Source organism: Fontisphaera persica (assembly GCF_024832785.1).
GTDB lineage: Bacteria > Verrucomicrobiota > Verrucomicrobiia > Limisphaerales > Fontisphaeraceae > Fontisphaera > Fontisphaera persica.
This window is the reverse complement of sequence record NZ_CP116615.1, coordinates 4,479,420-4,502,535: the sequence shown is the minus strand read 5'-3', so window position 1 is coordinate 4,502,535 and position 23,116 is coordinate 4,479,420. Positions and strand designations below refer to the sequence as shown.

Sequence of the window (23,116 nt, the reverse complement as noted above, 5' to 3'; positions counted from 1 at the left end):
GCCTTGTTTCCTATGGTGACGGCAGAGGATTGCACTATGATGCGCACGCGATTTTTAATTTTAGGCCTGGCCACCTTGTGGGCTCTGGATACCTTGCCGCTCCCCGCCCAGGATAATACCCTGGCCACTCTCCTGGCCGAACGCCAGGAGTTGGACGAAAAATACAAATCCCTCGCCGCCGCCGTGCGCGCCTTGCAGGAAAACCAGGAGGTCCTCCAGAAAAAACTGGAGGCCGCCCTGGCGGAACTGCGCGCCCTCCAGGAAAAAACCAGCCGCACCCCCACCAACTGGGCCTCCAACGAAGATATCCGCCGCCTGGCCGAGCGCCTGGTGGAACTGGACAAAAGCCGCGTGGCCGACAACAAACTGGTCCTGGACAAAATCGCCGAGCTTGCCAAAACCTTGAAGGCGCCGCCCCCTGCGCCCGCCCATCCCCTCGCCCCCACCCCGCGCAAAACCGCGCTCGCCAAAGAGGAAAAAGGCTACGAGTACGTCGTGCAATCCGGCGACACCCTGACCCGCATCCTCAAGGAATACCGTGACGCCGGCATCAAAGTCTCCCAAAAGGCCATCGAAGAAGCCAACCCCGGCGTGGATTGGAACCGCCTGAAAATCGGCCAGAAAATCTGGATTCCCGCCCCCGCTGAATAGCCCCAGGGCGGATGACTTGCCGTTTGCCCCCGCCGTGCCCGCGGCGCGCCCACCGCGCCTTTTCAAGGCCTCCCGCCCCGCCGCCGTCCAATAAAAAACCCGCTGGCATGGCCGCCAGCGGGTGTCCCCCCAAAAGGGATGGGTGACGATTAACGCTTGGAGTACTGGAAGCGCTTGCGCGCGCCCGGCTGCCCGTATTTCTTGCGCTCTTTCATGCGCGGGTCGCGCGTCAGCAACCCCTCCTTCTTCAAAGTGGGGCGCAGGGTCGCATCATATTGCAACAAAGCCCGGCTGATGCCGTGCCGGATTGCGCCAGCCTGACCGCTCAGCCCGCCGCCTGTCACATTAATGTATATGTCAAACTTCGACATGCTGTCCGTCACCGCCAGCGGACGCGTCGCATGCAGCCGCTGGTTTTCCGTGACGAAGTAACTCTCAAACGGGCGATTGTTGACCAGAATCTTGCCCGAACCAACCGCCAGGCGCACGCGGGCCACGCTCGTTTTGCGGCGCCCGGTGCCTTTGAACTCGATGGGCTTGGTTTCAGTAACGGTGTCGCTCATGTTGCTCCAGGGAATCTAAAATGGGTTGCTCTGCGATATCAGGCCTCGACCGCGCAAGGCTCCGGTTTCTGCGCCGCATGCGGATGTTGCGGGCCGCGGTACACCTTGAGTTTGGTCATCAAGGCCCGCCCCAGCCGGTTCTTCGGCACCATGCCCTTGACGGCATGCTCAATCAGCTTCTCCGGATGCCGCGCCCGGATTTCCGCCACCGTGCGGCGCTTCTCGCCACCGCGCCAGCCGGAGTACGTCATGTACTGCTTCTGCGTCTCCTTCTTGCCGGTGACGCGCACTTTCTCGGCATTGATGACCACCACGAAGTCGCCGGTATCCAAATGCGGCGTGAACACCGCCTTGTTCTTCCCGCGCAACAAATTGGCCACCTGCGCCGCCAGCCGGCCCAATACCTTGCCGTTGGCGTCCACCACGTGCCATTTGCGCTCGTTCAAATTCACTTTTGGCAAATACGTTTTCATCGAAACACCCAATCCAAAGAGCGGGAAAACTACCAGACTACCGCCATAAGTCAATACCCCGTCTCATATTTTTTTAAGCCGCCTTAAGCCGCCTCCCCTCCGCCGTCCCTTCTGCTCAGTGGCCCTCAACGTTGCCCCTGCCCCCCGCACCCCCGGCAGCCCGCAACGCCCGCCCCATGTTTGCGCTTGGGCGCGCGCGCAGCATGGGCTATGTTGTGCTGAAAATGAACTTTCTCTGGCACAGGCCATGGGCGGCACGCCTCGCAGCCTGGATGGTGCTGGCGGGATTCGTGGCCACAATCCACGCCTGCCAGACCCCGGTGTTTCGTTATGCCCTCGAACGCTGGAAACCCTCGGTCTATCCCCTCCTCATCTTTCATCGCGGCCCGCTCACCCCGGAGCAGGAACAAGCCGTGGCCGCCCTGCGCCAGCTCGGCGAAACCCAAAAACTCGCCAACGTCGCCGTCCGTCTGGTGGAGGTCTCGTCCTCCCTGCCCGCTGGCGTGGAAACTGTCTGGAAAGCCCAGACCAATGCCACCCTCCCCTGGGTGGTGCTGCGCTACCCCGATACGGAGCCGGAATCCCCCGACGCCTGGGCCGGTCCGCTGACGCCCCGCCACCTGGAAAAACTGGTGGATTCCCCCTTGCGCCGCGCGGTGGTCCGCGGCCTCGCCGCCGGTCATGCGGTGGTGTGGATGCTCCTGGAATCCGGCAACCGCGCCGCCGACGACCGCGCCGCCGCCCTCTTGGAACAAGAGTTGAAAACGGCCCAGCGCCGCATCGAACTGACCCCCGACCCCGATGCGCCCGACCAAACCAACCTGACCCTCGAGGTTTCCTTTCAGCTCCTGCGCTCACCACGCCAGGCGCCGGAGGAAGAATTGTTCCTCCACACCATGCTTTCCGTGGAACCGCAACTGGCCGCGCGCGAAACCCCCATCGTCGTGCCCATCTTTGGCCGCGGCCGCGCCCTGTGCGCCCTGCCCGAGTCGCAAATCACGCCCAAAGTCATGCGGGAGATGCTCGAGTTTCTCACCGGCGCCTGCTCCTGTGAGGTCAAAGAAATGAACCCCGGCCTCGACCTTTTGATGACCGCCAACTGGGAGGAGGTGGCCGGCGCCAAACGCTACAGTGAGCCCCCGCCCGCCTCCCTCGTGGGCCTGGGCAGTCTGGTGGAAAAAACCAACGCGCCCCCTTCCCCACCGGCCCCGCCAGCCGTCGCGGCCACCCCCCCGCCGGCCGCTCCCACCAGCGCCAGCCCCCTGGTGCAGAACTTGTGGATTTTTGGCGCCAGCCTGGCCGCCATCCTCGGATTGGCCACATGGTGGGTGACACGCCGCGCCAATTAAGGCAAACTGGAGCCGCCATGAACTGGATGCGGTTGATTCTGCGCGAAATCGCCTTTCGCAAATTGAACTTCAGCCTCGCCGTCCTCAGCGTGGCCGCCGCCGCCGGCTGTGTGGTGGCCCAATTCACCTTGATGCGGGCGCACGACTTCCAAACCCAGCGCCTCCTGGCCGCCCGTGAAAAGGAGGTCCAACAAATGATGGCCCGCCTCCAGGATGATTACCGCAAAATCATGCTCAAACTGGGCTTCAACATTCTCATCCTCCCCGCCGGCGCCAGCCTCAATGACTTGCACAATGACGAACAGCCGCCCATTTTGATGCCGGAGGAGTACGCCCACATCCTCGCCAGCAACCGCGTCATGACCATCAATCACGTCCTCCCCGCCCTCACCCAGAAAGTCAAATGGCCCGAACGCCAGCGCAAAATCATCCTCATGGGCGTCAAGGGCGAAGTCTTCATTCAAAGCCCCAATCAAAAACCCTTGTTGGAAGCTGTGCCCCCCGGCCATGTCGTGGTGGGATACGAGCTGCACCAGAGCCTGGGCTTGAAACCCGGCCAGACCCTCGCCCTCATGGGCCGCGAGTTCAAGATTGCCAAATTGATGGACGAAAAAGGCAACGCCGATGACATCACCCTCTGGATTAACCTCCACGAAGCCCAGCAGTTGCTCCAACTGCCCGGCAAAATCAACGCCATCCTCGCCCTGGAATGCAACTGCGAAGCCGACCGCCTCGCCAAAATCCGCGCGGAAATCGGCGCCCTCCTGCCCGGCACCCGCGTGATTGAGTTTGCCTCCCAGGCCATCACCCGCGCCGAAGCCCGCAACCGCGCCGCCGAACAGGCACTCGCCAGCCTCCAGCACGAAAAGGAAAGCCGCGCCCGCCTTCGCGCCCAGCAGGAAGCCTTCGCCGCCTGGCTCATCCCCGTGGTGCTGGCCGCGGCCGCCGTCTGGATTGCCCTGCTCACCTGGCTGAACGTGCGCGACCGCCGCCCCGAAATTGGCCTCTTGCGCGCCCTGGGCGTCCGGGCCGCCCAGGTGTTGGGGGTGTTCATCGGACGCGCCGCCCTCTCGGGGCTGGTGGGCGCGCTCATCGGCGCGCTGGCAGGTGTCTGGACCGGCTTGCGCTGGGACACCCAATTGCCGCCCGAAACCATCCGCCAGGTCTTGGATGCCAGCCTGCTCGCTGCCGTCATCCTTGCCGCACCCGTGCTGGCCGCCGCCGCCGCGTGGGTGCCGGCGCTCGTGGCCGCCCAGCAGGACCCGGCCCATATCTTGCGCGAGAGCTGACCATGCTGCTGCTGGACAAAATCTCCAAAATCTACCACGGCGAACGCGGTATCATCCGCGCCGTCCAGGAAGCCTCCCTCCACATTCAGGCCGGCGAATTCGTGGCCGTCCGCGGCCCCAGCGGCTCCGGCAAAACCACCCTGCTCCTGGCCGCCGGCGGTCTGCTGCGACCCGACGAAGGCACCGTGCGCGTCAACGGCGCCGAGCCTTATGCCCTCTCCCCTGAGGCCCGCGCTCGCTTTCGCGCCGAGCACATCGGCTTTGTTTTTCAACAGTTTCACCTCCTGCCCTACCTGACCGTCCTGGAAAACGTGCTGGCCGCCGCCCTGCCCCGCCCCCGCTCCGATGCCGTGGACCGCGCCAGATTTCTCCTGGAAAAAGTGGGCCTGGCCGCCCGGCTGGACCACCTGCCGGCCGCCTTGAGCACCGGAGAAAAACAACGCACCGCCCTGGCCCGCGCCCTGTTTCACGCGCCGCCCCTCCTCCTCGCTGACGAACCGACCGGCAATCTCGACGAGGCCAACGGCCAGAAAGTCCTGGAAGGATTGGCCGAGCACGCCCGCCAGGGCGGCGCCGTTCTGCTGGTCACCCATGACCCGCGCGCCGCAGCCTTTGCCCACCGGGTCTTGATGATGGAAAACGGCCGCCTCCACCCGGCCGTTTGACACGCCACCAAAACCGGCTACTCCACCGGCCCCTTCTCAAAATCCGTGGCTTCCACCCAGCCCGGCGAGAGTTTTTCCCCCTGCCGAAAGCGCTCATAAAAATTACGGAAACGCTCTTCCGCATAGGGGTATTCATCAAATACATGGCCCCGTCCCTCCAGCCGCGGGTCGCCCTGCGCTTTGAGTTGCTTTGCCATGAGCTGTTTCAGCGCGGCCACCGTCTTGCGCGCCGAGCCATGCCCGGCCAGATTGTTCAAACAATCGGGATCCGTGCCCAAGTCATACAGCTCCTCGCCGCTGCGCTTGCCAAAGCACAGCCGCCACCAATCATCTCCCGCCCCCCGGCGCCGCTGCTCCAGAATCAGCGTTTTGGTGGGGCTGCCGTCACAATTCAAATAACCCGTTTCCGGATTGCACGCCGGCCATCGCCCCGGCTCGGCATTCCACAGATACAGCCAGTCGTCCCGCAATACGCCACGTATGGGGTAGCCTGCATCCCCCGGCCGTCCCACATCATGACGCTCCTGGCCCACCAGCAAAAAGCCGCGCTGCCGCCGCTCCACCCAGCCCCCGCGGGTGGCGCGAAAAAGCGGGACCAGGCTTCGCCCGGCCATCGGCGCCATGCCGGAAGCGGCGGGTGTGATGCCCGCGACTTCCAGAAAAGTCGGCGCGAAATCCACAAAGCTCACGTAATCCTCAATCACCCGCCCCGGATTCCGAATGCCCTGCGGCCAGCGAATGGCCAGCGGCATGTGCGCGGCCAGCTCGTACAAATTGCCCTTCGCCCGCGGAAACGGCATGCCGTTGTCACTGGTGACCACCACCAACGTGTTGGAAGCCAGCCCGCGCTGGTCCAGGATTTCCAACATCCGCTCCAAATGCCGGTCAAAATGCTCCACCTCAAAGGCATAGTCCAGCAGGTCCTGCCGCACCGCCGGCGTGTCCGGCCAAAAGCCCGGCACCCGGTCAATGTCTTCCAGCCGCTTGCCGCCTTTGGCCGTCCCCACCCCGGCTTCATAAGCCCGATGCGGCTCCATGCTCCCATACCAGAAACACCACGGCTGCCCCGCCGGCACGGCGTCCAGAAAGTCCGCAAAGTTCGCCGCGTAGTCATTATTGGAAATGGCCTTGGCGGGCGGCGGCGCCGTGCGCTTGTCAAAACCGCGCCCCGTCAGCGGGCGCGCTCGCTGTTGCGCGTCCAACGCCACGCCGGGGCCCCACGCCTTGCCGGTCTTGCCGCAGAAGTATCCCCGCTCGGCCAGCGCCTCCGCGTATGTTTTGAATTCCAGCGGAAAATAACACACGTGATTCGCCGTCTCCTTGAGCTGCCAGGGATTCCGCCCCGTCAAAATGCAGGCCCGGGACGGCGCGCATTTGGCGTTGGGCGTGTAGGCGCGTTGAAACAACAAACCCTCCCGCGCCACGCGATCAAAGGCCGGCGTCTTCACCCACCGGCAACCGTAGGCGCTGGCGTGCGGAAAAGACCAGTCATCCGCAATGGCCAGCAGAATGTTGGGCCGCGCCCCCATCGCCGCCCAGCCGGCAAGCAGAACCGCCAACGTCACCAGAATTTTCATAAGCCGGATAATCCTGCGAGGTAGTTAAAAATGAGTTCGGGCAAATCCTGGCTGTACCCACCCTCCAGCACATGCGCCGCGGGCACCGCCAGCGCCCGGATTTGCGCCCCCAACCAGCGGAAATCTTCCGCCTCCAGAGTTTCCTGCGCCAGCGGGTCGCGCCGGTAGGCGTCAAAACCGGCCGAAACCAGCAGGAGGTCCGGCTCCCATTCCCGCACTTTTTCCAGGGCTTCCGCCAGCACCTCGCGGTAGGCCTCGCGCGGCAGCCGGGGCGGCACCGGGTAGTTGAAACAATTGCTCCCCCGATGATGCAGCCCTGTCCCCGGATAAGCCGGCGACTGGTGAACCGAGCAAAAACGCATCCCGGGCTGGTCCAGCAAAATGTCCTCCGTGCCATTGCCGTGGTGCACATCAAAATCAAACACCGCCACCCGCCGCGCTCCCGCCGCCTGCGCCGCATAAGCCGCCACCGCCACAGAGTTGAAATAACAAAACCCCATCACTTCCCGCCGTGTCGCATGATGCCCCGGCGGCCGCATCAAACTGAAGGCCACCTCCCCCTCCCGCGCCAGCTCCACCGCCGCCAAAGCACCGCCCGTGGCGCGCAATGCATGGGCGTAGATGTCCGGATGCGCCGGCGTATCCGCGTCAAAATCCCCCGCCGGCTGCCGGACCGCCTGAATCAAACCCGGCTCATGCGCCCGCCGCAGCAGCTCCTCGGACACCGCCAGCGGCGCGCCCCAGCCCAGTCTGAGTTGCGTTTGCGCCCTCAGGCGGGCCAGCGTCGCGATGATACGCTGCGGGCGTTCCGGATGCCCGGGCGCCGCGTATTCCACACAGCGCTCGTCCGTGATGATGGTCATGGGGTTAGATTAAAAGAAATTGCGGCGGCGGTGTATCGCAAAATGATTTTGCTGGCTTGGGAAACCCCTCAAACCAGTCCTTTCTCGCAGTACTTCTGAAAGGCGGCTTTAATTTTTCCTGAGGTGTGAGGTGAGCGAAGCAATCCCTCTTGCACGCGCTTTAACAAGGCCGGGGCCATCGGCTCATGAAGTTTGGTGATTCCCTGTTGTATCGCGGCTTCAATGTCGCTTAAAACCACCAGGCGGGCATCCGCATAAAATACTACGGTCGGACGCACGACAAAAGGATGTTCATGCGGATGAACAATGACGGTGGTATCAGAATGTGGGCGCCGGGTGGTAAAATTAACGATGATGACCCTCCCGGTTTCGGGGTCCGCCGCGGTCAAAATGATCCACAGATGGGAAACATCCTCGTCAGGCTTGGGCAGCAGGAAGGCGTCGCCCGGCTTTAACATGGGTTATTGCCCTCCCAAGACCTTTTCCATCAACGCCACATTGGCCAACTCTTCTTCAATGGCGGCAATTTCCCACTCCGTTTTTCCCTCAGCCCGCAAGATATCCCGATAAGTAATGGGAATGGCTCCCCCCAGAGGATTTTGCCACTCGGGTAATTGATGCGTCAGGTCCACCAGCTCCCATCGGCTTTTTCGGCCATGCTCCCGAAACACCTCAGCCAATAATTCTTCTTCCGCTTGAGAAAGCTCGTCTGTTCCCGGGTCCTGATTCAACCTGACCTCATAATGAACTGGTTCGCTGATGTATTGGGCCCAAAACCCCTTCTCCCCCGGCATGGTCTCGCAAGTGACCAGATCAAGCACATGACTCAAAACCGGGCCGCGGTTCATGGAAACAAAATTGTCTGTCGTGAGGGGTCTTCCCCAGCGAACCAAAGCGGTTCGATCCGCGAGGTAGAGCAATTTGATGAGCTTCATGTAACTCATGGCCCCCCCGCGCAATCGAAGAAGAAAAGCGGCCGCTTGCGTGGCCTTGCGCTCGTTAAAGGTGATGTTCATGTGCCACTGATAATATCAACGAAATCGTCTTGCCGCACAAGCAGAGCTTTGCTCTTTCCCCACGCTGCTTCCTTGCTCTATCGTTATTTTACCTGCGGCCGGCGCATACCCAGCCACCGGTGAATCCCCTGCGCCGCCTTCCGGGCATCCCGCACCGCGTACACCGCCAGCGCCGCCCCCCGCACCATGTCCCCGCCGCTGAACACCCCGGGCACGCTCGTCATCTGATTCTCGTCCACAATCAACCCGCCCCACTCATTCGCCGCCAACTGGCTCATGTCCGAGTCCTTGGGCCACCGCACCGGGTCAAAGCCATACGCCACCAGCACCACGTCCGCCGGACAATCGAATTCAGAATTCGGCACCGGCACCGGTTTGCGCCGCCCCTGCGCGTCCGGCTCGCCCAATTGCATCCGCACGCAGCGCACCCCCGTCACCTCCCCCCGCTCATTCCCAAGCACAGCAATCGGATTGGTCAAAAAACTAAACCGCGCCCCCTCCTCCAGCGCATTGAAAAACTCCTTCCGGCTCCCGGGCATGTTGGCGAAATCCCGCCGATACAAACACACCGCCTGCCGCGCCCCGCAACGCAAGGCCGTCCGCAGGCAATCCATGGCCGTGTCGCCCCCGCCCAGCACCGCCACCCGCTTGCCCCGCACATCAATGTCCCCGCCCTCCAGCAGAATGCCCGCATTCTTCTGCGCCAGGAAAGGTATGGCCTGATAAACCCCCTTCAACTCCGCGCCGGGCACATCCAGCGGCTTGGCCTGCTGCGCACCAATGCCCAAAAACACCGCATCATATTCCCGCAGCAAATCATTCAATCCAAAATCACGTCCCAGCTTGACGCCCAGTTTGAATTTCACTCCCCGCTGCTTCAAAATGTTGACCCGGCGCTCCACCACCCGCTTTTCCAGTTTGAACGCCGGAATGCCCGTGACCAGCAGGCCCCCAGCCACCGGCAGTGCCTCGTGCACCACCACCTCATATCCCATCTTGGCCAGTTCATCCGCGCAGGCCAGTCCCGCCGGACCAGAGCCAACCACCGCCACCCGCAGGCCATTAGGCGGCGCCACGGCGGTGTTGATGGCGCCATGCTGCAGGGCGTATTCGTTCAGGAAACGCTCAATCGCCCCAATCGAAATCGGCTCCGTCTTGCCGTCCACCAGGCAGTGCCCTTCACACAACCGCTCCTGCGGACAAATCCGCGAGCAAATCTCCGGCATGTTGCTCGTGGCCTGTGAAAGCTCCGCCGCCTCCAGAAAATGCCCCTCCGCCACCAGCGCCAGCCATTCAGGTATGCGATTGGACAAGGGACACCCCTGCACGCAATTGGGATTGTGACACTGGACGCAGCGCGACGCCTGCTCCCGCGCCGTCTGCTCGTCCATCTCCGTGTATATCTCGAAAAAGTCAGCCACGCGCTCGACCGCCGAGCGTTTGGGAGGCTCCACCCGGTCCACCTCGGCCCAGGTGTACTTGCGCAATTCAGGTTCGGCGCTAATCATGGCTGCAAGCGGCCTGAGGCCGCGGCAATGGGGCGCTTGTTACGCCTTAATCATACCCTCCCCCCTGCCCGGGCGCAACGCTTTCTGCGGCCTCCTCCGGCAACCCCGGCCCGCGGCGGCATGACCGTCTCAGCCGGCCAGGCCTAGGACGCCGAGGCCGCTTTCCGGCGCTCCTTCCACTCCCAATACCACGCCACCGCCACGCTCATTTCATAGAGCAACTGCAGCGGCAACGCCATCGCCAGCATGGTAAAAGGGTCGCCCGAGGGAGTCACAAACGCCGATAACACCAGGTTGCCGATAATCGCCCACTGCCGGAAACCCTTGAGCTTTTCGTAATCCAGGATGCCAATCTTCACCAGCACCAGAATCACCACCGGCAGCTCGAAGGCCAGCCCCATCCCCAGCATGAACTTGATGACAAAGCTGATGTACGCATCCCCGCGCCATTCATCCGCCCCAAAACCCAGCCACCGGGAAAATTCCACCGTCGCCCCAATGGCCAGCACCATCACAATCAAATAACAAAAGACCACCCCCAGCAAAAACAAACCCGTCCCATAGGCCACCGCCCGAAACAGAATCTTTTTCTCGTGCACATGCAGCGCCGGCAGAATGAACGCCCCCAGAAAATAAAAGACAAAGGGCGACGACACCACCAATCCGCCATACAGGGCCAGCTTGAGCGCCACCATGACCCCTTCAATGGGGCCGTAATTCTTGATGACCACCATGGACGGCGGCGGCACATCCGGCTCCCCATAATGCGGCTGCAACGCCAGCACCGTATTGCTCCCCAACACCACCGGCACCAGGTGAAACGAACCTATCCGGTTGGTGCCCCAAACATTAGTGCCCCCAAATTCCTCCAACGGCACCCGCGTCAACACATTCGTCCCCGCCACCACCGCCACATCCGTCCGATGCCGCTGGAAAAATTTCTCCGACAATCGCAACGGCCACATCAAAAAGGCCACCAAGTAATTCGAGGCCACCAGACACACAATCATCCCAATGACCACCGCGCTCACGCTCTTCACCAGCGTCCACCGCAAATCCTCCAAATGCTCCAAAAACGGCTTCACCGGCCCGCCGTCCTCTTCCTCTTCCTCTCCAAGCTCAGACTCGCTGGACTCCGTGGATTCAGCAATCGCGGTAGTGGCAGGAGTGGTTTCCGCCGGGCTGGCCGATGAAGTATCTTCCCCCGGATAAGGAGTATAACCCTCCGGCCCCTGGCTGTCGTAACCGTAGGCGTAATAGGGACTGCCCGGGCCGTATTCGGTCGTTGGCGTGGCCTCGCTTCCCGCCGGTACGGCCTCAACCGGCGCAGCCTCGGCAGGCGTCGCCGCCGCCTCCTTCACGGGCGCGGAATCGGCCGCGCCCGCAGAGGTGGTCTCAAGGGGGGAAGAATCCGCCGGGACAGCCGCACCCCCACCCTCCGCTGGGCCCGCCTTGCCGGCGGGCGGTTCCGTCGAGGATGCAACCTCGGGCGCGGCAGGCAGCGGGCCCCCTGTGGGCACCGTGCCTTCCGGGGGTGCTTTCTGTTCCTTTGCGGGCCCGCCGGAATCACCCACTCCCCCTCCCGCGCCGGATGGATTTACCATGGTTCAAAAACCGTGGTTCAACACCTGGTCAGGCCGTGGGAGGCGGGTTGGAACTGGGTTGGGGAGCCGTTTTCTTGGGAGGCGGCGGCGGTTCACTCTCCACCGCATGATTAATCTCCTCCTGCACTTCGCGGGAAGCCTTTTTGAACTCTTTAATGCCCGTGCCCAAACCCTTCATCAATTCAGGAATCTTCTTCGCGCCGAACAGCAGCAGGCAGATGATTAAAATGCCAATAATCTCCGCCGAGCCAAGCATGGCCAGCACCGTCATTGAGTTTTGCATAATTACTTCTTTCACTCTGCGCCGTCGTCAGGCGTCGCTGGGGAAACCTAAGCCTAAAGCTACCTCGCGGCAAGCGGATATTCACCCACCGGCCCATCACCCCCTCGCCCCGCCTTAATGCCGGAAATGCCGCATCCCCGTGAACACCATCGCCAGCCCCCGCGCATCAGCCGCCGCAATCACCTCGGCATCCCGCATCGAACCACCCGGTTGTATCGCCGCCGTCGCCCCCGCCTCGGCCGCCGCCACCAGACCGTCCGGAAACGGGAAAAACGCATCGCTGCACACCACGCTCCCCTGCAAGGACAACCCCGCCTCGCCCGCCTTCCACACCGCGATGCGGCTGGCGTCCACCCGGCTCATCTGGCCCGCCCCAATCCCCAGCGTCCGGTCCGCCGCCGCATACACAATCGCGTTCGACTTCACATGCTTCACCACCCGCCACCCAAACAGCATGGCCTGCCATTCCGCCTCGCTGGGCTCGCGCCGCGTCACCACCTTCATCTGGGACCGCGAGGCAATCGTGGCATCACGCTGCTGCCACAAATACGATTGCGCCCCCACGCTCCGCACCTCCCACGGCGCGCTCTGCGCCGGTGACTTCAACATCTGAATCAGCCGCAAATTCTTCTTCTTCTGCAACACGGCCAGGGCGCCCTCCTCAAACGCCGGCGCAATAATCACCTCGCTGAATATCTCGGCTATCGCCTCGGCGCACGCCGCATCCAGCGCCCGATTCACCGCGATAATCCCCCCAAACGGCGCCTGCCGGTCCGTCGCATACGCCTTGTCCCAGGCCTCCCGCAAACTGGCTCCCTGCCCCACTCCGCACGGATTGGTGTGCTTCAGAATCGCCAGCGTGGGCGCCTGCCCCTCGAACTCCGCAATCAAATGCGCCGCCGCCGTCAAATCCAGAATGTTGTTGTACGACAATTCCTTCCCGTGCAGTTGCTGATAAAACGACTTGAAACCGCCATACAACGCCGCCGCCTGATGCGGATTCTCCCCATACCGCAAAGGTTGCACCAGCGGCGCCGTGATGCCCAGCGCCGGCGGCACCGCCGGCGCCCCCTCAAATTGCGCCGTCAAGTGCGCCGCAATCGCCGCATCATACGCCGCCGTCCGGGCAAACACCTTGGCCGCCAGCCGCCGCCGCAGCTCCAGCGTGGTATTGCCCTGCGCCTTGATTTGCTCCGCCACCACCCCGTAATCCGCCGGGTCCACCACCACCGTCACGCTCTCATGATTCTTCGCCGCGCTCCGCAGCATGGACGGCCCCCCAATGTCAATGTTCTCTATCGCCTCGTGCAGCGTCACCTGCGGCCGCGCCACCGTCTGCTCGAAGGGATAAAGATTCACCACCACCAAATCAATCATCGCGATGTCATGCTGCCGCGCCGCCGCTTCATGCTCCGGATTGCCCCGGATGCACAGAAGACCCCCGTGGATTTTCGGATGCAGCGTCTTCACCCGCCCATCCATCATCTCCGGAAAACCCGTATGGGCGCTGATGTCCTTCACCGGCAAACCCGCCTCGCGCAGGGCTTTGGCCGTGCCCCCGGTGGAAATCAACTCCACGCCCGCTTCTACGAGGGTTTGAGCCAGCGGCAGGAGTCCCGTTTTATCCGAGACGGACAATAAAGCGCGTTGAATCTTCGCCATAAAAAACGTCCCCCAAACATTTCAAAACCCCCGTTTGAGTCAATGCCGAAATATCCTATCCCGCCTGTCCTCTTCGCTTCATCTTGCCGCCTCGCCCCCTTTAAGGCACCATGTCGCCATGCAGCGCTGGTTCTGCACGCTCCTCCTGGGCTGGCTCATCGCCGGAGCCTCATCCCTCCGGGCCGCAGCCGGCCCGCAATGGGCCCCAGGCCCCGAGCCGCCAGCCCACGACCCCTCCTCCCTCGTCCCCTGCGGCCCCCAATACTGGTTCTTTGCCACCGGCGTGGGCATCCGCTCCTGGCACTCCACCAACCTCATAGCCTGGCAGGAAGGCCCCCGCGTCTGGCCCCAAATGCCCGCCTGGGTCACCAACATTGTGCCCGCCCATCGAGGCCATTTCTGGGCCCCCGATGTCATCGCCATTTCCAACCGCTTCCTCCTGTACTATTCCATCTCCAGTTGGGGCCGCAACCGCTCCGCCATCGCCCTGGCCACCAACCCCACCCTCGACCCCCAGGACCCCCGCTTCCATTGGAAAGATGCAGGCGTGGTCATCGAATCTTTCCCCACCAACGATTTCAACGCCATTGACCCGGCCGTGACCCGCGACACTGAGGGCCGCCTGTGGCTCAGCTTCGGCTCATTCTGGAGCGGCATCAAGCTGGTCGAGCTCGACCCCGCCACCGGCAAACGCCGCGCCCCCAATTCCCCCCTCCACTCCCTCGCCCGCGCCCCGGAAATTGAAGCGCCCTTCATTTACCGCCGCGGCGATTTTTATTACCTCTTCGTGAACTGGAACCTTTGCTGCCGCGGCACCAACAGCACTTACAACCTCCGCATCGGTCGCAGCCCGCGCATCACCGGCCCCTACCGCGACCGCCAGGGCGTGGACATGAACCAGGGCGGCGGCACGCTCCTTCTCGAAAGCCGCGCCCACGTCATCGGCCCCGGTCACGCCGGCATCATCTCGGTGGGCGGCAAGGAATGGCTGAGCTTTCATTTCTACGACGCCCGCCGCCGCGGCACCGCCACCCTCGCCCTCCGCCGCCTGGAATGGGACCCCGACGGCTGGCCCCTCGTCACCGACGAAACTCCCGCCGGCAAGCCCCCCGCTCAATAACGCGGAGCACTCGGGTCCACCTCCACTGACCAACGGTCTATCCCCCCGGCCAGGTTGCGCAATTTCTCGAACCCCAAATGCCGCAGTTGCCCAATCGCGCTCAAGCTGCGCAAACCATGATGGCAATACACCACGATTTCCTCCTCCCGCCAGTCCGCCAGCTCCTCGTGCCGAAGCAACAGCTCGCCCAGCGGAATCAATCGCGCCCCGTCCAGCCGCACAATCGCGTATTCCTCCGGCTCCCGCACATCCAGCAGTTTGGGCGGATGGGCCGAGCGCAGCCGCTCGGCCAGCTCACGAGGCGTCATTTGCAATTTCACAGCAGCCACCTTAGGAAGCCAAAGCGGAAAGATAACGCTCGCATTCAATGGCCGCCGCGCAACCCTGCCCCGCCGCTGTGATGGCCTGCCGATAAACCCGGTCCACGCAATCGCCCGCCGCAAATATCCCCTCCACATTCGTCGCCGTGCCCCGCACCGGCACAATGTACCCCTCAGGGTCCATCTGGATTTTGCCCCTGAACGGCGCCGTGTTGGGCACGTGGCCAATCGCCACAAACACCCCCGCGCATGCCAAAACCTGCTCAGCCCCCGTCTTGACATGCTTCAACCGCACCCCCGTCACCTGGTCCTGCGCCACATCCAGGATTTCCGTCACCACCGAATCCCACACCGGCTTGATTTTGGGGTGGGACAGCGCCCGCTGCGCCATAATCTTGGAAGCCCGCAGTTGGTCCCGCCGATGCACCAGATACACCACCGACCCAAACCGCGTTAAATACAGAGCCTCCTCACACGCCGAATCTCCCCCGCCCACCACCACCAGCGGCTTGTTGCGGAATACCGGCAGCGCGCCATCACACGTGGCGCAGTACGTGACCCCCTTTTTCTCCAGCTTGTCTTCGCTTTCCAAACCCAGCCGGCGATGCCCGGCGCCACTGGCAATAATAATCGAGCGGCTCTCCAGCGTGCCCTCGTCCAACTTCAACACCAAGGGCCGCCGCGTAACGTCCACGTCCACCACACTGGCATAACGCAACCGCGCCCCGAAGCGCTCCGCCTGTTTTTGCATCCGCTCCATCAGTTCAAAGCCATCCACCCCCTCCGGAAATCCCGGATAATTCTCCACCACGCTGGTCGTCGTCAGCAACCCCCCCGGCAGGTTGCCGGTCAACACCACCGGATTCAAGTTGGCCCGCGCCGTGTAAATGGCGGCCGTCAATCCCGCACAACCCGTCCCAATAATCACTACATTTTCCATAAATCACCCAATATAGCACACCACACACCACCGGCTGAACCCTCTACCACCCAACTGGCAATACCCCGGCGAACCGCTCCCCTCACGCCGATTGCGCGTCACGACTGCGCGGCCAGCCGCACAAAATTCCGCAGCAATTGCAGCCCCACTACCTGGCTCTTTTCCGGATGAAACTGCGTGGCATACACGTTTTGCCACGCAATCGCCGAGGCAAAGGTCTCCCCGTACGTCGTCCGCCCGGCAATAATCGAAGCATCCTCCGGCTGAGGGTAGTAGCTGTGCACAAAATAAAAATAGCTCCCATCCGGGATGCCCTCGAACAAGGGACAGCCGCTTTGCGCCTGCCAGACCTGATTCCACCCAATCTGCGGCACCTTCAACCCCCCCGCCCCGCTCAAGCGCACCACCTTCCCCTTGAAAAGCGACAGCCCCGCCGCGCAACTGTTGAACTCCTCGCTCCGCTCAAACAACGCCTGATACCCCACACAAATCCCCAAAAACGGCCGCCCGCTGGCGATGAACTCCGGCACCGCCGCCAGCAATTCCTGGCGGCTCAGGGCGTGGATGCAATCATCAAACGCACCCACCCCGGGCAACACCACCGCCCGCGCCTCCTTCATCCCCTCCGGACGGGTCACCAGCCGTACCTCCGCCCCCACCTTCTGCAGCGCCTTCTCCACACTGCGCAGGTTGCCCGAACCATAATCCAACAATGCAATCATCGGCCTTCATTTAGGCTCAGATAAGCCAGGGCTTCCAAGCAATTTTTTACCCCCCCTGGGAAAGGCTGGTTAGAACATGCCCCCGCCGGTAGTCATGACCTGCCCAGCTTTCTCTTTTTTTACCCCCAACCGCGAAGCCAATCGCCCAAAACGCTCGGATAATTGCCCTGAACCATCCCCAATGTCCCCCCCATTTCAACAAAATGCTTCCACCGCAGACCACCCACGCGCACCCAATCGCCGACTGCCCCCCTGGCTCCTGAGGATTTCAGCAGGCAAGGATTAGGGGGCATTTAATAATTGCAATATCCTCATAACAAGTATGTTACAAATATATTAGCGTTCCACATCATAGTTGTAATTATTATTTTACAATCAAATGCTCTTATAGACTTGATAAACCCACACATATCTTGTCATGGTAAGACCAAAAAAGTTTAATTTTTGGCAATTTTTGTCTCGACAAATGGCCACACATGGATTTTATTACGTTTAGTTTCTTTAATTCTTCTTGAATGGATTAAGAAGAATTCCTAACCAACCTTTGGCGGGTGAGGTGTCCCCAAGGATGTCTTCCCTGCCAGAGCAACTTAAGCTAGAAATAGGAATGACCGTGAAAACTGTGCAGTTCAACAACACCGTGCTGCGGGATGGCCACCAATCGCTGGCCGCTACGCGCATGACCACGGCCCAAATGCTGCCGGTGGCCCCGGAGCTGGACGACCTGGGCTTTGCCGGTCTGGAAACCTGGGGCGGCGCCACCATTGACTCCTGCCTGCGCTACCTCAACGAAAACCCCTTTGACCGCTTGCGCGCGCTCAAAAAGGCCGCCCCCAAAACGCCGCACATCATGCTCCTCCGCGGCCAGAACATCGTCCAGTACGCCAGTTTTCCCGACGACGTGGTGGAAGCCTTTGTCAATTGCTCCGCCCAGGCGGGCATGGACATCTTCCGGATTTTTGACGCTCTGAATGACGTGCGGAACCTCCGCCACGCCGTGCAGTGCGTCATCAAGGCCGGCAAACACGCCCGCGGCGAGATTTGCTACACCACCAGCCCCGTCCACACGCTGGAAGCCTTCGTCCAGATGGGCGTCGAACTGGAGGCCATGGGCTGCCATTCCATCGGCATCAAGGATATGGCCGGCCTCATCAAACCGGGCGTCGCCGCCACCCTCATCCGCGAGTTGAAAAAACGGGTCAAAATCCCCATCGTCCTCCACAGCCACGACACCGCCGGCCTCGCCGCCGCCTCCTATCTGGCGGCGATTGACGCAGGCGTGGACGCCGTCGAAACCTCCATTGCCCCCTTTGCCAACGGCACCGCCCAGCCGGACACCCTGCGCATGCTGGCCCTGCTGGACGGCCATCCGCGCCGGCCCACCTTTGACGAAGAGCGGCTCTACAAATTGCAGGAATACTTCACCGGCGTGTACCAGGAGCTTGCCAAGTTCACCAGCCCCGCCAATGAAAAGGTGGACGCCGACATCCTCACCTACCAGGTGCCCGGCGGCATGTTGAGCAACTTCCGCACCCAGCTCAAGGAGCAGGGCATGGCCGACAAGTTCCAGGAAGTACTCAAAGAAATCCCTTACGTCCGCGCCTGTTTGGGGTATGTTCCCCTGGTGACCCCCACCTCTCAAATCGTGGGCACCCAGGCCATGCTCAACGTGAAATTCGGACGCTGGAAAAACATCTCCCAGCCCGCCGCCGATATTGCGCTCGGCAAATACGGCAAAACCCCCGGCCCCATCGCCCCCGAGGTGCTCGCCCAGGTGGAAAAGCAAACCGGCAAAAAGCCCATCACCGAACGCCCCGCCGACCTGCTGGAGCCGGGCATGCCGAAATTGCGCGAGCAACTGCGCGCCAAAGGACTGCCGGACACCGACGAAATGGCTGTGCTTTACGCCATGTTCCCGCAACAGGTGGAAGCCTTGTTGAAGCCCAAAGCTCCCGCCCCGGCGGCCCCGGCGGCCCCTCCGCCCGCCCCCAAACCGGCCGCGCCCGCGCCCTCCCCAGCGCCCGCTCCGGCGCCGGTGCCCTTGCCGTCTGCCAGCCCGCGGACCAATGGCCATACCCGCCATTTTGCCATCACCGTGAATGGCGTGCGCCGTATGGTAACCGTGCGCGAAGCCTAACCCCGCCCCCCTGATGAGGTGACTATGGAACCAAAAACAACGAGCACCCCTGCGTTGCCGCCCCTGGAGTTTCGGCGTGATTTTCCGCCACCGTCCTACGCGGAGTGGAAAGCCGCCGTCGAGGCCGAGCTGAAAGGCGCGCCTTTCGATAAAAAAATGCTCACGCCCACCTACGAGGGCATCACCCTGCAACCGCTCTACCGCCGCGAAGACCTCGAGGGGCTGGCTCATGTGGACACCTTCCCCGGCTTCGCGCCGTATGTGCGCGGAGTGCGCGCCGCCGGGTACCGCGCCGAAAGCTGGCAGATTTCCCAGGAGCTGTACGCCCCCGCGCCGGCCGAGTTCAACCGCCTGGCGCGCGCCGCTCTCGCCCGCGGACTGACCAGCCTGAACATGGTGGTGGACCACGCCACCCGCAACGGCCAGGACCCGGACCGCGTGCTGGCTCACGAAGACGTGGGAGCCGGCGGCGTCTCCATCGCCACCACCGAAGACGTGGCCAGGGCGCTCGAAGGCATCAATCTGGCCCAGGTGCCCTTGTTTGTGCGCACCGGCGCCTCCGCCCTCCCCTTCACCGCCCTCCTCGCCGCCTGGCGCCGACGCCAGAACAAACCAGTGAGCGAACTCAGCGGCTGCATCGAAATGGACCCCTTGGGCATTCTCGCGCACGAAGGACGCCTTCCCCAATCCCTCGACGGCGCCTACCGCGAAATGGCCCTGTTGACCCGCTGGGCCGCCCAACACGCCCCCCGCCTCCAAACCATTTGCGTCCACAGCCGCGCCTGGCATGAATCCGGCGCCAGCGCCGTCCAGGAGCTGGCCTTCGCCCTGGGCGCCGGCGTCGAATACCTCCGCCAGATGCACCACCGCGGCCTGGACCTCAACACCGTGGCGCGCCACCTTCGCTTTGCGCTCACCGTGGGCTCCCATTTCTTCATGGAAATCGCCAAACTCCGCGCCGCCCGGATGCTCTGGGCCAACGCCGTGGCCGCCATGGGCGGCTCGGCGGAAGCCCAGAAACTCCATCTGCACGTCCGCACCGCCCACTTCAACAAGAGCCAGTTGGACCCCTACGTGAACCTCCTGCGCACCACCGTCGAGGCCTTCGGCGCCGTGGTGGGCGGAGTCCAAAGCCTGCAAGTCGGCGCGTTTGACGAAGTCATCCGGCCGCCGGATGATTTCTCCCGCCGCCTGGCCCGCAACATCCAGCTCATCCTCCAGAAGGAATGTGACCTGGACAAGGTCATTGACCCCGCCGGCGGCGCCTACTACGTGGAATGGCTCACCCACGAAATCGCCCGCCGCGCCTGGGCCTTGTTCCAGGAAGTCGAAAAACGCGGCGGCCTCGCCGCCGCCATGCGCCAGGGCTTCCCCCAGGAGGAAGTGGCCAAAACCCGCGCCGCCCGCCTCAAGGCCGTCGCCCAGCGCCGCGACACCCTGGTGGGCGTCAATCAGTACGCCAACGTCAAAGAAGAACCCCTCCCAGCCGCCCCGGCTGTGCCGCCGGATTTCCACCGCCAGCGCGCCCGGCAGATTGAAGATTACCGCAGCGGCGCTGATGAAACCCAAAGCACCGCCATCCTCGAACGCCTCAACCGCATCGTCAACGGCGGCGAGGAAGGCGTGGTCGAGGCCGCCATCGAAGCCGCCCTCGCCGGTGCCACCCTGGGCGAAATCACCCGCGCCCTCCGGGCCAGCGACACCCCGGAAACCGGCTGGCAGCCCGTGCCCCTGGTGCGGGCGGCCGAGGCCTTTGAAAAACTGCGCCAGGCCATGCGCGCCCATGCCGCGCAGCACGGCCCGCTCAAAATCTTTCTGGCCAATCTGGGCCCCCTCAAACAACACAAGGCCCGCGCCGACTTCTGCCGCGGCTTCTTTGAGACCGGCGGCTGGGAAGTGATTTACCCCGCCGGCTTCAAGACCCCGGAGGAGGCCGCCCAGGCCGCCTTGGCTTCCGGCGCGCCGGTGATTGTCATTTGCAGCACCGACGATACCTACCCCGCCCTCGTGCCCCCGCTGGTGCAGGCGGTCAAAGCCGCAGACCCGAAACGTAAAGTCATCCTGGCGGGCTATCCGCAGGACCAGATTGATGCGCATAAACAGGCGGGCGTGGATGATTTTGTCCATATCCGCCTGGATGCCGCCGCGTTTTTGTCTCAATTAGCCAAATCCATGGGAGTTGCTCTGTGAAAACCTTGCCTGATTTCACCCAAGTACCGTTTCAACCGCCCACCCCCGCGGTCACCTTTGAACAATGGCAGCAGCAAATCGAGCGGGAAACCGGACGCCCGCTCCAGGAGCTGCTCTGGCAGACCATGGAGCAAATCGAGGTCAAACCCCTCTACACCCGCCGCGACCTGGATGCCGCGCTGCACCTCGACTACCTGCCGGGCCTGCCCCCCTTCCTGCGCGGGCCGTATGCCTCCATGTACGTGGTCAAACCGTGGACCGTCCGCCAATACGCCGGCTTCTCCACGGCCGAGGAAAGCAACGCCTTCTACCGCCGCAACATTGCCGCCGGCCAGCAGGGGTTGTCCGTCGCCTTTGACCTGCCCACCCACCGCGGCTACGACTCCGACCACCCCCGCGCTTTCGCCGATGTCGGCAAGGCCGGCGTGGCCGTCTGCAGCGTCGAGGACGCCAAAATCCTCTTTGACGGCATCCCCCTGGACCGCATCTCCGTCTCCATGACCATGAACGGCGCCGTCCTGCCCATCATGGCCTTCTACATCGTGGCGGCGGAGGAGCAGGGCGTCCCCATGGCCCAGCTCTCCGGCACCATCCAGAATGACATCCTGAAGGAATACCTTGTCCGCAACACCTACATCTATCCGCCCAAGCCTTCCATGCGGATTATTGCGGACATCTTCGCCTTCACCTCCAAAAACATGCCCAAGTTCAACTCCATCTCCATCTCCGGCTACCACATGCAAGAGGCCGGAGCCACGGTGGACCTGGAGCTGGCCTACACTCTGGCCGACGGCCTCGAATACGTCCGCACCGGCCTCCAGGCGGGCATTGATATTGATGCGTTTGCCCCGCGCCTCTCATTCTTCTGGGCCCAGGGCAAAAACTTCTTCATGGAAGTGGCCAAAATGCGCGCCGCGCGCCTCCTCTGGGCCAAACTCATCAAGCAGTTCAACCCGAAGAATCCCAAATCCATGGCCCTCCGCACCCACTCCCAGACCTCGGGCTGGAGTTTGACGGAGCAGGACCCCTTCAACAACGTGGCCCGCACCTGCATCGAAGCCATGGCCGCCGCCCTCGGCCACACCCAGTCCCTGCACACCAACTCGCTGGACGAAGCCATCGCGCTGCCCACCGATTTCTCCGCGCGCATTGCCCGCAACACCCAGCTCTTCCTCCAGGAGGAGACCGGCATCTGCAAGGTCATTGACCCCTGGGCCGGCTCCTTCTACGTCGAGGCCCTCACCCAGGCCCTCATGGAAAAAGCCTGGGCGCACCTCCAGGAAATCGAAGCCCTCGGCGGCATGGCCAAAGCCATCGAAACCGGCCTGCCCAAACTGCGCATCGAGGAGGCCGCCGCCCGCCGCCAGGCCCGCATTGACTCCGGCAAGGAAATCATCGTCGGCGTCAACGCCTACCGCCTGGAACAATCCGAAGCCATCCCCGTGCTGGAAGTGGACAATGCCGCCGTGCGCGAGGCCCAAATCAAGCGCCTGGCCCAAATCCGCGCCTCCCGCAACCAGGCCAAAGTGGACGCCGCCCTCGCCGCCCTCTCCCGCGCCGCCGAAACCGGCGAAGGCAACCTCCTGGAGCTGGCCATCGCCGCCGCCCGCGAGCGCGCCACCCTCGGCGAAATCTCGGCCGCCCTTGAAAAACACTTCGGCCGCCACAAGGCCCTCATCCGCTCCATCTCCGGCGTGTACACCTCCGAGTATGCCCAGCCGGACCAGCTCGCCGAAGTGCGCCGCCGCGTCGAGGCCTTTGCCCAGCGTGAAGGCCGCCGCCCGCGCATCCTCGTCGCCAAAATGGGCCAGGACGGCCACGACCGCGGCGCCAAGGTGGTGGCCACCGCCTATGCCGACATGGGCTTTGATGTGGACATTGGGCCGCTGTTCCAGTCGCCGGAGGAAACCGCCCGCATGGCGGTCGAAAACGATGTCCACGTCGTGGGCATCAGCTCCCTCGCCGGCGGCCACAAGGCCCTCCTCCCCGAACTGGTGGCCGAATTGAAAAAACTCGGCCGCGAGGACATTCTGGTGGTGGTGGGCGGCGTCATCCCCGCGCAGGATTATCCCTTCTTGCGCGAACACGGCGCAGCCGCCATCTTTGGCCCGGGCACCATCATCACCGAGGCCGCCATGGAAATCCTGAACCAGCTCGAACGCGCCCACGCTCACACGGACTAAT

General features: G+C 63.0%; 21 protein-coding genes. 8 read left to right on the top strand and 13 right to left on the bottom strand.

What is annotated here, in order from left to right:
* Nucleotides 1–36: 36 nt before the first annotated feature.
* Nucleotides 37–651 carry a LysM peptidoglycan-binding domain-containing protein gene (locus NXS98_RS16870; protein WP_283846226.1) on the top strand — a complete coding sequence of 205 codons (615 nt, stop codon included), beginning with the start codon at nucleotides 37–39 and terminating at the stop codon, nucleotides 649–651.
* A 149-nt stretch (nucleotides 652–800) separates the two neighbouring features.
* On the opposite strand, the gene rpsI is transcribed toward NXS98_RS16870, so the two are convergent.
* Together rpsI and rplM are read right to left on the bottom strand one after the other, a co-directional pair.
* On the bottom strand, nucleotides 801–1,214 hold the full coding sequence (gene rpsI, locus NXS98_RS16865; protein WP_283846225.1) for a 30S ribosomal protein S9: 414 nt from the start codon (nucleotides 1,212–1,214) through the stop codon (nucleotides 801–803).
* Between the two features lie 38 nt (nucleotides 1,215–1,252).
* A complete protein-coding gene (rplM, locus tag NXS98_RS16860) occupies nucleotides 1,253–1,687 on the bottom strand; it encodes a 50S ribosomal protein L13 (protein WP_283846224.1) in 435 nt (144 codons plus the stop codon).
* Between the two features lie 224 nt (nucleotides 1,688–1,911).
* Between rplM and NXS98_RS16855 the strand changes: the two genes are divergently transcribed.
* From NXS98_RS16855 to NXS98_RS16845, 3 genes are read left to right on the top strand one after another with little or no spacing between them, the layout of a single operon-like run.
* On the top strand, nucleotides 1,912–3,036 hold the full coding sequence (locus NXS98_RS16855; RefSeq protein ID WP_283846223.1) for a hypothetical protein: 1,125 nt from the start codon (nucleotides 1,912–1,914) through the stop codon (nucleotides 3,034–3,036).
* Nucleotides 3,037–3,053: 17 nt separating this feature from the next.
* Nucleotides 3,054–4,325 carry an ABC transporter permease gene (locus NXS98_RS16850; RefSeq protein ID WP_283846222.1) on the top strand — a complete coding sequence of 424 codons (1,272 nt, stop codon included), beginning with the start codon at nucleotides 3,054–3,056 and terminating at the stop codon, nucleotides 4,323–4,325.
* 2 nt (nucleotides 4,326–4,327) lie between these two features.
* Nucleotides 4,328–4,990, top strand: a complete 663-nt coding sequence (locus NXS98_RS16845) for an ABC transporter ATP-binding protein (protein WP_283846221.1) — start codon at nucleotides 4,328–4,330, stop codon at nucleotides 4,988–4,990.
* Between the two features lie 17 nt (nucleotides 4,991–5,007).
* On the opposite strand, the gene NXS98_RS16840 is transcribed toward NXS98_RS16845, so the two are convergent.
* The 8 genes from NXS98_RS16840 to purH form a co-directional block, all read right to left on the bottom strand.
* Nucleotides 5,008–6,567 (bottom strand): sulfatase family protein, encoded by a 1,560-nt coding sequence (locus tag NXS98_RS16840; RefSeq protein WP_283846220.1) that lies wholly within the window; start codon nucleotides 6,565–6,567, stop codon nucleotides 5,008–5,010.
* Entirely contained in the window at nucleotides 6,564–7,430 is an 867-nt protein-coding gene (locus NXS98_RS16835) for a histone deacetylase family protein (protein ID WP_283846219.1), read from the bottom strand. Before NXS98_RS16835 ends, NXS98_RS16840 begins: the two co-directional genes overlap by 4 nt.
* A gap of 68 nt (nucleotides 7,431–7,498) precedes the next feature.
* Nucleotides 7,499–7,888, bottom strand: coding sequence for a hypothetical protein (locus tag NXS98_RS16830; protein ID WP_283846218.1), 390 nt, complete (start codon nucleotides 7,886–7,888; stop codon nucleotides 7,499–7,501).
* Between the two features lie 3 nt (nucleotides 7,889–7,891).
* Nucleotides 7,892–8,446 carry a Panacea domain-containing protein gene (locus NXS98_RS16825; protein ID WP_283846217.1) on the bottom strand — a complete coding sequence of 185 codons (555 nt, stop codon included), beginning with the start codon at nucleotides 8,444–8,446 and terminating at the stop codon, nucleotides 7,892–7,894.
* 83 nt (nucleotides 8,447–8,529) lie between these two features.
* The gene (locus NXS98_RS16820) at nucleotides 8,530–9,954 is read right to left on the bottom strand and encodes an NAD(P)-dependent oxidoreductase (RefSeq protein WP_283846216.1); all 1,425 of its coding nucleotides are present in this window, start codon (nucleotides 9,952–9,954) and stop codon (nucleotides 8,530–8,532) included.
* 143 nt (nucleotides 9,955–10,097) lie between these two features.
* Nucleotides 10,098–11,315, bottom strand: coding sequence for a twin-arginine translocase subunit TatC (tatC, locus tag NXS98_RS16815; RefSeq protein WP_283846215.1), 1,218 nt, complete (start codon nucleotides 11,313–11,315; stop codon nucleotides 10,098–10,100).
* Between the two features lie 271 nt (nucleotides 11,316–11,586).
* A complete protein-coding gene (locus NXS98_RS16810) occupies nucleotides 11,587–11,841 on the bottom strand; it encodes a Sec-independent protein translocase subunit TatA/TatB (RefSeq protein ID WP_425499917.1) in 255 nt (84 codons plus the stop codon).
* Between the two features lie 114 nt (nucleotides 11,842–11,955).
* Entirely contained in the window at nucleotides 11,956–13,503 is a 1,548-nt protein-coding gene (gene purH / locus NXS98_RS16805) for a bifunctional phosphoribosylaminoimidazolecarboxamide formyltransferase/IMP cyclohydrolase (RefSeq protein ID WP_283846214.1), read from the bottom strand.
* Nucleotides 13,504–13,621: 118 nt separating this feature from the next.
* Between purH and NXS98_RS16800 the strand changes: the two genes are divergently transcribed.
* Nucleotides 13,622–14,623 carry an arabinan endo-1,5-alpha-L-arabinosidase gene (locus NXS98_RS16800; RefSeq protein ID WP_283846213.1) on the top strand — a complete coding sequence of 334 codons (1,002 nt, stop codon included), beginning with the start codon at nucleotides 13,622–13,624 and terminating at the stop codon, nucleotides 14,621–14,623.
* Here the strand turns inward: NXS98_RS16800 and NXS98_RS16795 are convergent.
* The 3 genes from NXS98_RS16795 to hisH form a co-directional block, all read right to left on the bottom strand.
* Entirely contained in the window at nucleotides 14,617–14,943 is a 327-nt protein-coding gene (locus tag NXS98_RS16795) for a rhodanese-like domain-containing protein (RefSeq protein WP_283846212.1), read from the bottom strand. The genes NXS98_RS16800 and NXS98_RS16795 overlap by 7 nt on opposite strands.
* A 10-nt stretch (nucleotides 14,944–14,953) precedes the next feature.
* Complete coding sequence (trxB, locus tag NXS98_RS16790; protein ID WP_283846211.1) at nucleotides 14,954–15,883, bottom strand: thioredoxin-disulfide reductase; 930 nt, start codon at nucleotides 15,881–15,883, stop codon at nucleotides 14,954–14,956.
* A gap of 98 nt (nucleotides 15,884–15,981) precedes the next feature.
* A complete protein-coding gene (hisH, locus tag NXS98_RS16785) occupies nucleotides 15,982–16,605 on the bottom strand; it encodes an imidazole glycerol phosphate synthase subunit HisH (protein ID WP_283846210.1) in 624 nt (207 codons plus the stop codon).
* Nucleotides 16,606–17,212: 607 nt separating this feature from the next.
* Here hisH and NXS98_RS16780 point away from each other — a divergent pair.
* From NXS98_RS16780 to scpA, 3 genes are read left to right on the top strand one after another with little or no spacing between them, the layout of a single operon-like run.
* Nucleotides 17,213–18,742 (top strand): pyruvate carboxylase subunit B, encoded by a 1,530-nt coding sequence (locus tag NXS98_RS16780; RefSeq protein ID WP_283846209.1) that lies wholly within the window; start codon nucleotides 17,213–17,215, stop codon nucleotides 18,740–18,742.
* Nucleotides 18,743–18,766: 24 nt separating this feature from the next.
* Nucleotides 18,767–20,932: a methylmalonyl-CoA mutase family protein gene (locus NXS98_RS16775; RefSeq protein ID WP_283846208.1), complete on the top strand. Its 2,166-nt coding sequence runs from the start codon at nucleotides 18,767–18,769 to the stop codon at nucleotides 20,930–20,932.
* Complete coding sequence (gene scpA / locus NXS98_RS16770; RefSeq protein WP_425499916.1) at nucleotides 20,929–23,115, top strand: methylmalonyl-CoA mutase; 2,187 nt, start codon at nucleotides 20,929–20,931, stop codon at nucleotides 23,113–23,115. The genes NXS98_RS16775 and scpA overlap by 4 nt, the downstream gene beginning before the upstream one ends.
* The last annotated feature ends 1 nt before the right edge of the window (nucleotide 23,116 follow it).

Coding starts and splice junctions, on each gene's coding strand:
- NXS98_RS16825 (WP_283846217.1), bottom strand. CDS start 8,446: ATGAACATCACCTTTAACGAGCGCAAGGCCACGCAAGCGGCCGCTTTT.
- NXS98_RS16840 (WP_283846220.1), bottom strand. CDS start 6,567: ATGAAAATTCTGGTGACGTTGGCGGTTCTGCTTGCCGGCTGGGCGGCG.
- hisH (WP_283846210.1), bottom strand. CDS start 16,605: ATGATTGCATTGTTGGATTATGGTTCGGGCAACCTGCGCAGTGTGGAG.
- NXS98_RS16820 (WP_283846216.1), bottom strand. CDS start 9,954: ATGATTAGCGCCGAACCTGAATTGCGCAAGTACACCTGGGCCGAGGTG.
- NXS98_RS16870 (WP_283846226.1), top strand. CDS start 37: ATGATGCGCACGCGATTTTTAATTTTAGGCCTGGCCACCTTGTGGGCT.
- rpsI (WP_283846225.1), bottom strand. CDS start 1,214: ATGAGCGACACCGTTACTGAAACCAAGCCCATCGAGTTCAAAGGCACC.
- NXS98_RS16780 (WP_283846209.1), top strand. CDS start 17,213: ATGACCGTGAAAACTGTGCAGTTCAACAACACCGTGCTGCGGGATGGC.
- NXS98_RS16800 (WP_283846213.1), top strand. CDS start 13,622: ATGCAGCGCTGGTTCTGCACGCTCCTCCTGGGCTGGCTCATCGCCGGA.
- NXS98_RS16855 (WP_283846223.1), top strand. CDS start 1,912: ATGAACTTTCTCTGGCACAGGCCATGGGCGGCACGCCTCGCAGCCTGG.
- NXS98_RS16775 (WP_283846208.1), top strand. CDS start 18,767: ATGGAACCAAAAACAACGAGCACCCCTGCGTTGCCGCCCCTGGAGTTT.
- NXS98_RS16835 (WP_283846219.1), bottom strand. CDS start 7,430: ATGACCATCATCACGGACGAGCGCTGTGTGGAATACGCGGCGCCCGGG.
- rplM (WP_283846224.1), bottom strand. CDS start 1,687: ATGAAAACGTATTTGCCAAAAGTGAATTTGAACGAGCGCAAATGGCAC.
- trxB (WP_283846211.1), bottom strand. CDS start 15,883: ATGGAAAATGTAGTGATTATTGGGACGGGTTGTGCGGGATTGACGGCC.
- NXS98_RS16845 (WP_283846221.1), top strand. CDS start 4,328: ATGCTGCTGCTGGACAAAATCTCCAAAATCTACCACGGCGAACGCGGT.
- NXS98_RS16810 (WP_425499917.1), bottom strand. CDS start 11,841: ATGCAAAACTCAATGACGGTGCTGGCCATGCTTGGCTCGGCGGAGATT.
- NXS98_RS16850 (WP_283846222.1), top strand. CDS start 3,054: ATGAACTGGATGCGGTTGATTCTGCGCGAAATCGCCTTTCGCAAATTG.
- purH (WP_283846214.1), bottom strand. CDS start 13,503: ATGGCGAAGATTCAACGCGCTTTATTGTCCGTCTCGGATAAAACGGGA.
- NXS98_RS16830 (WP_283846218.1), bottom strand. CDS start 7,888: ATGTTAAAGCCGGGCGACGCCTTCCTGCTGCCCAAGCCTGACGAGGAT.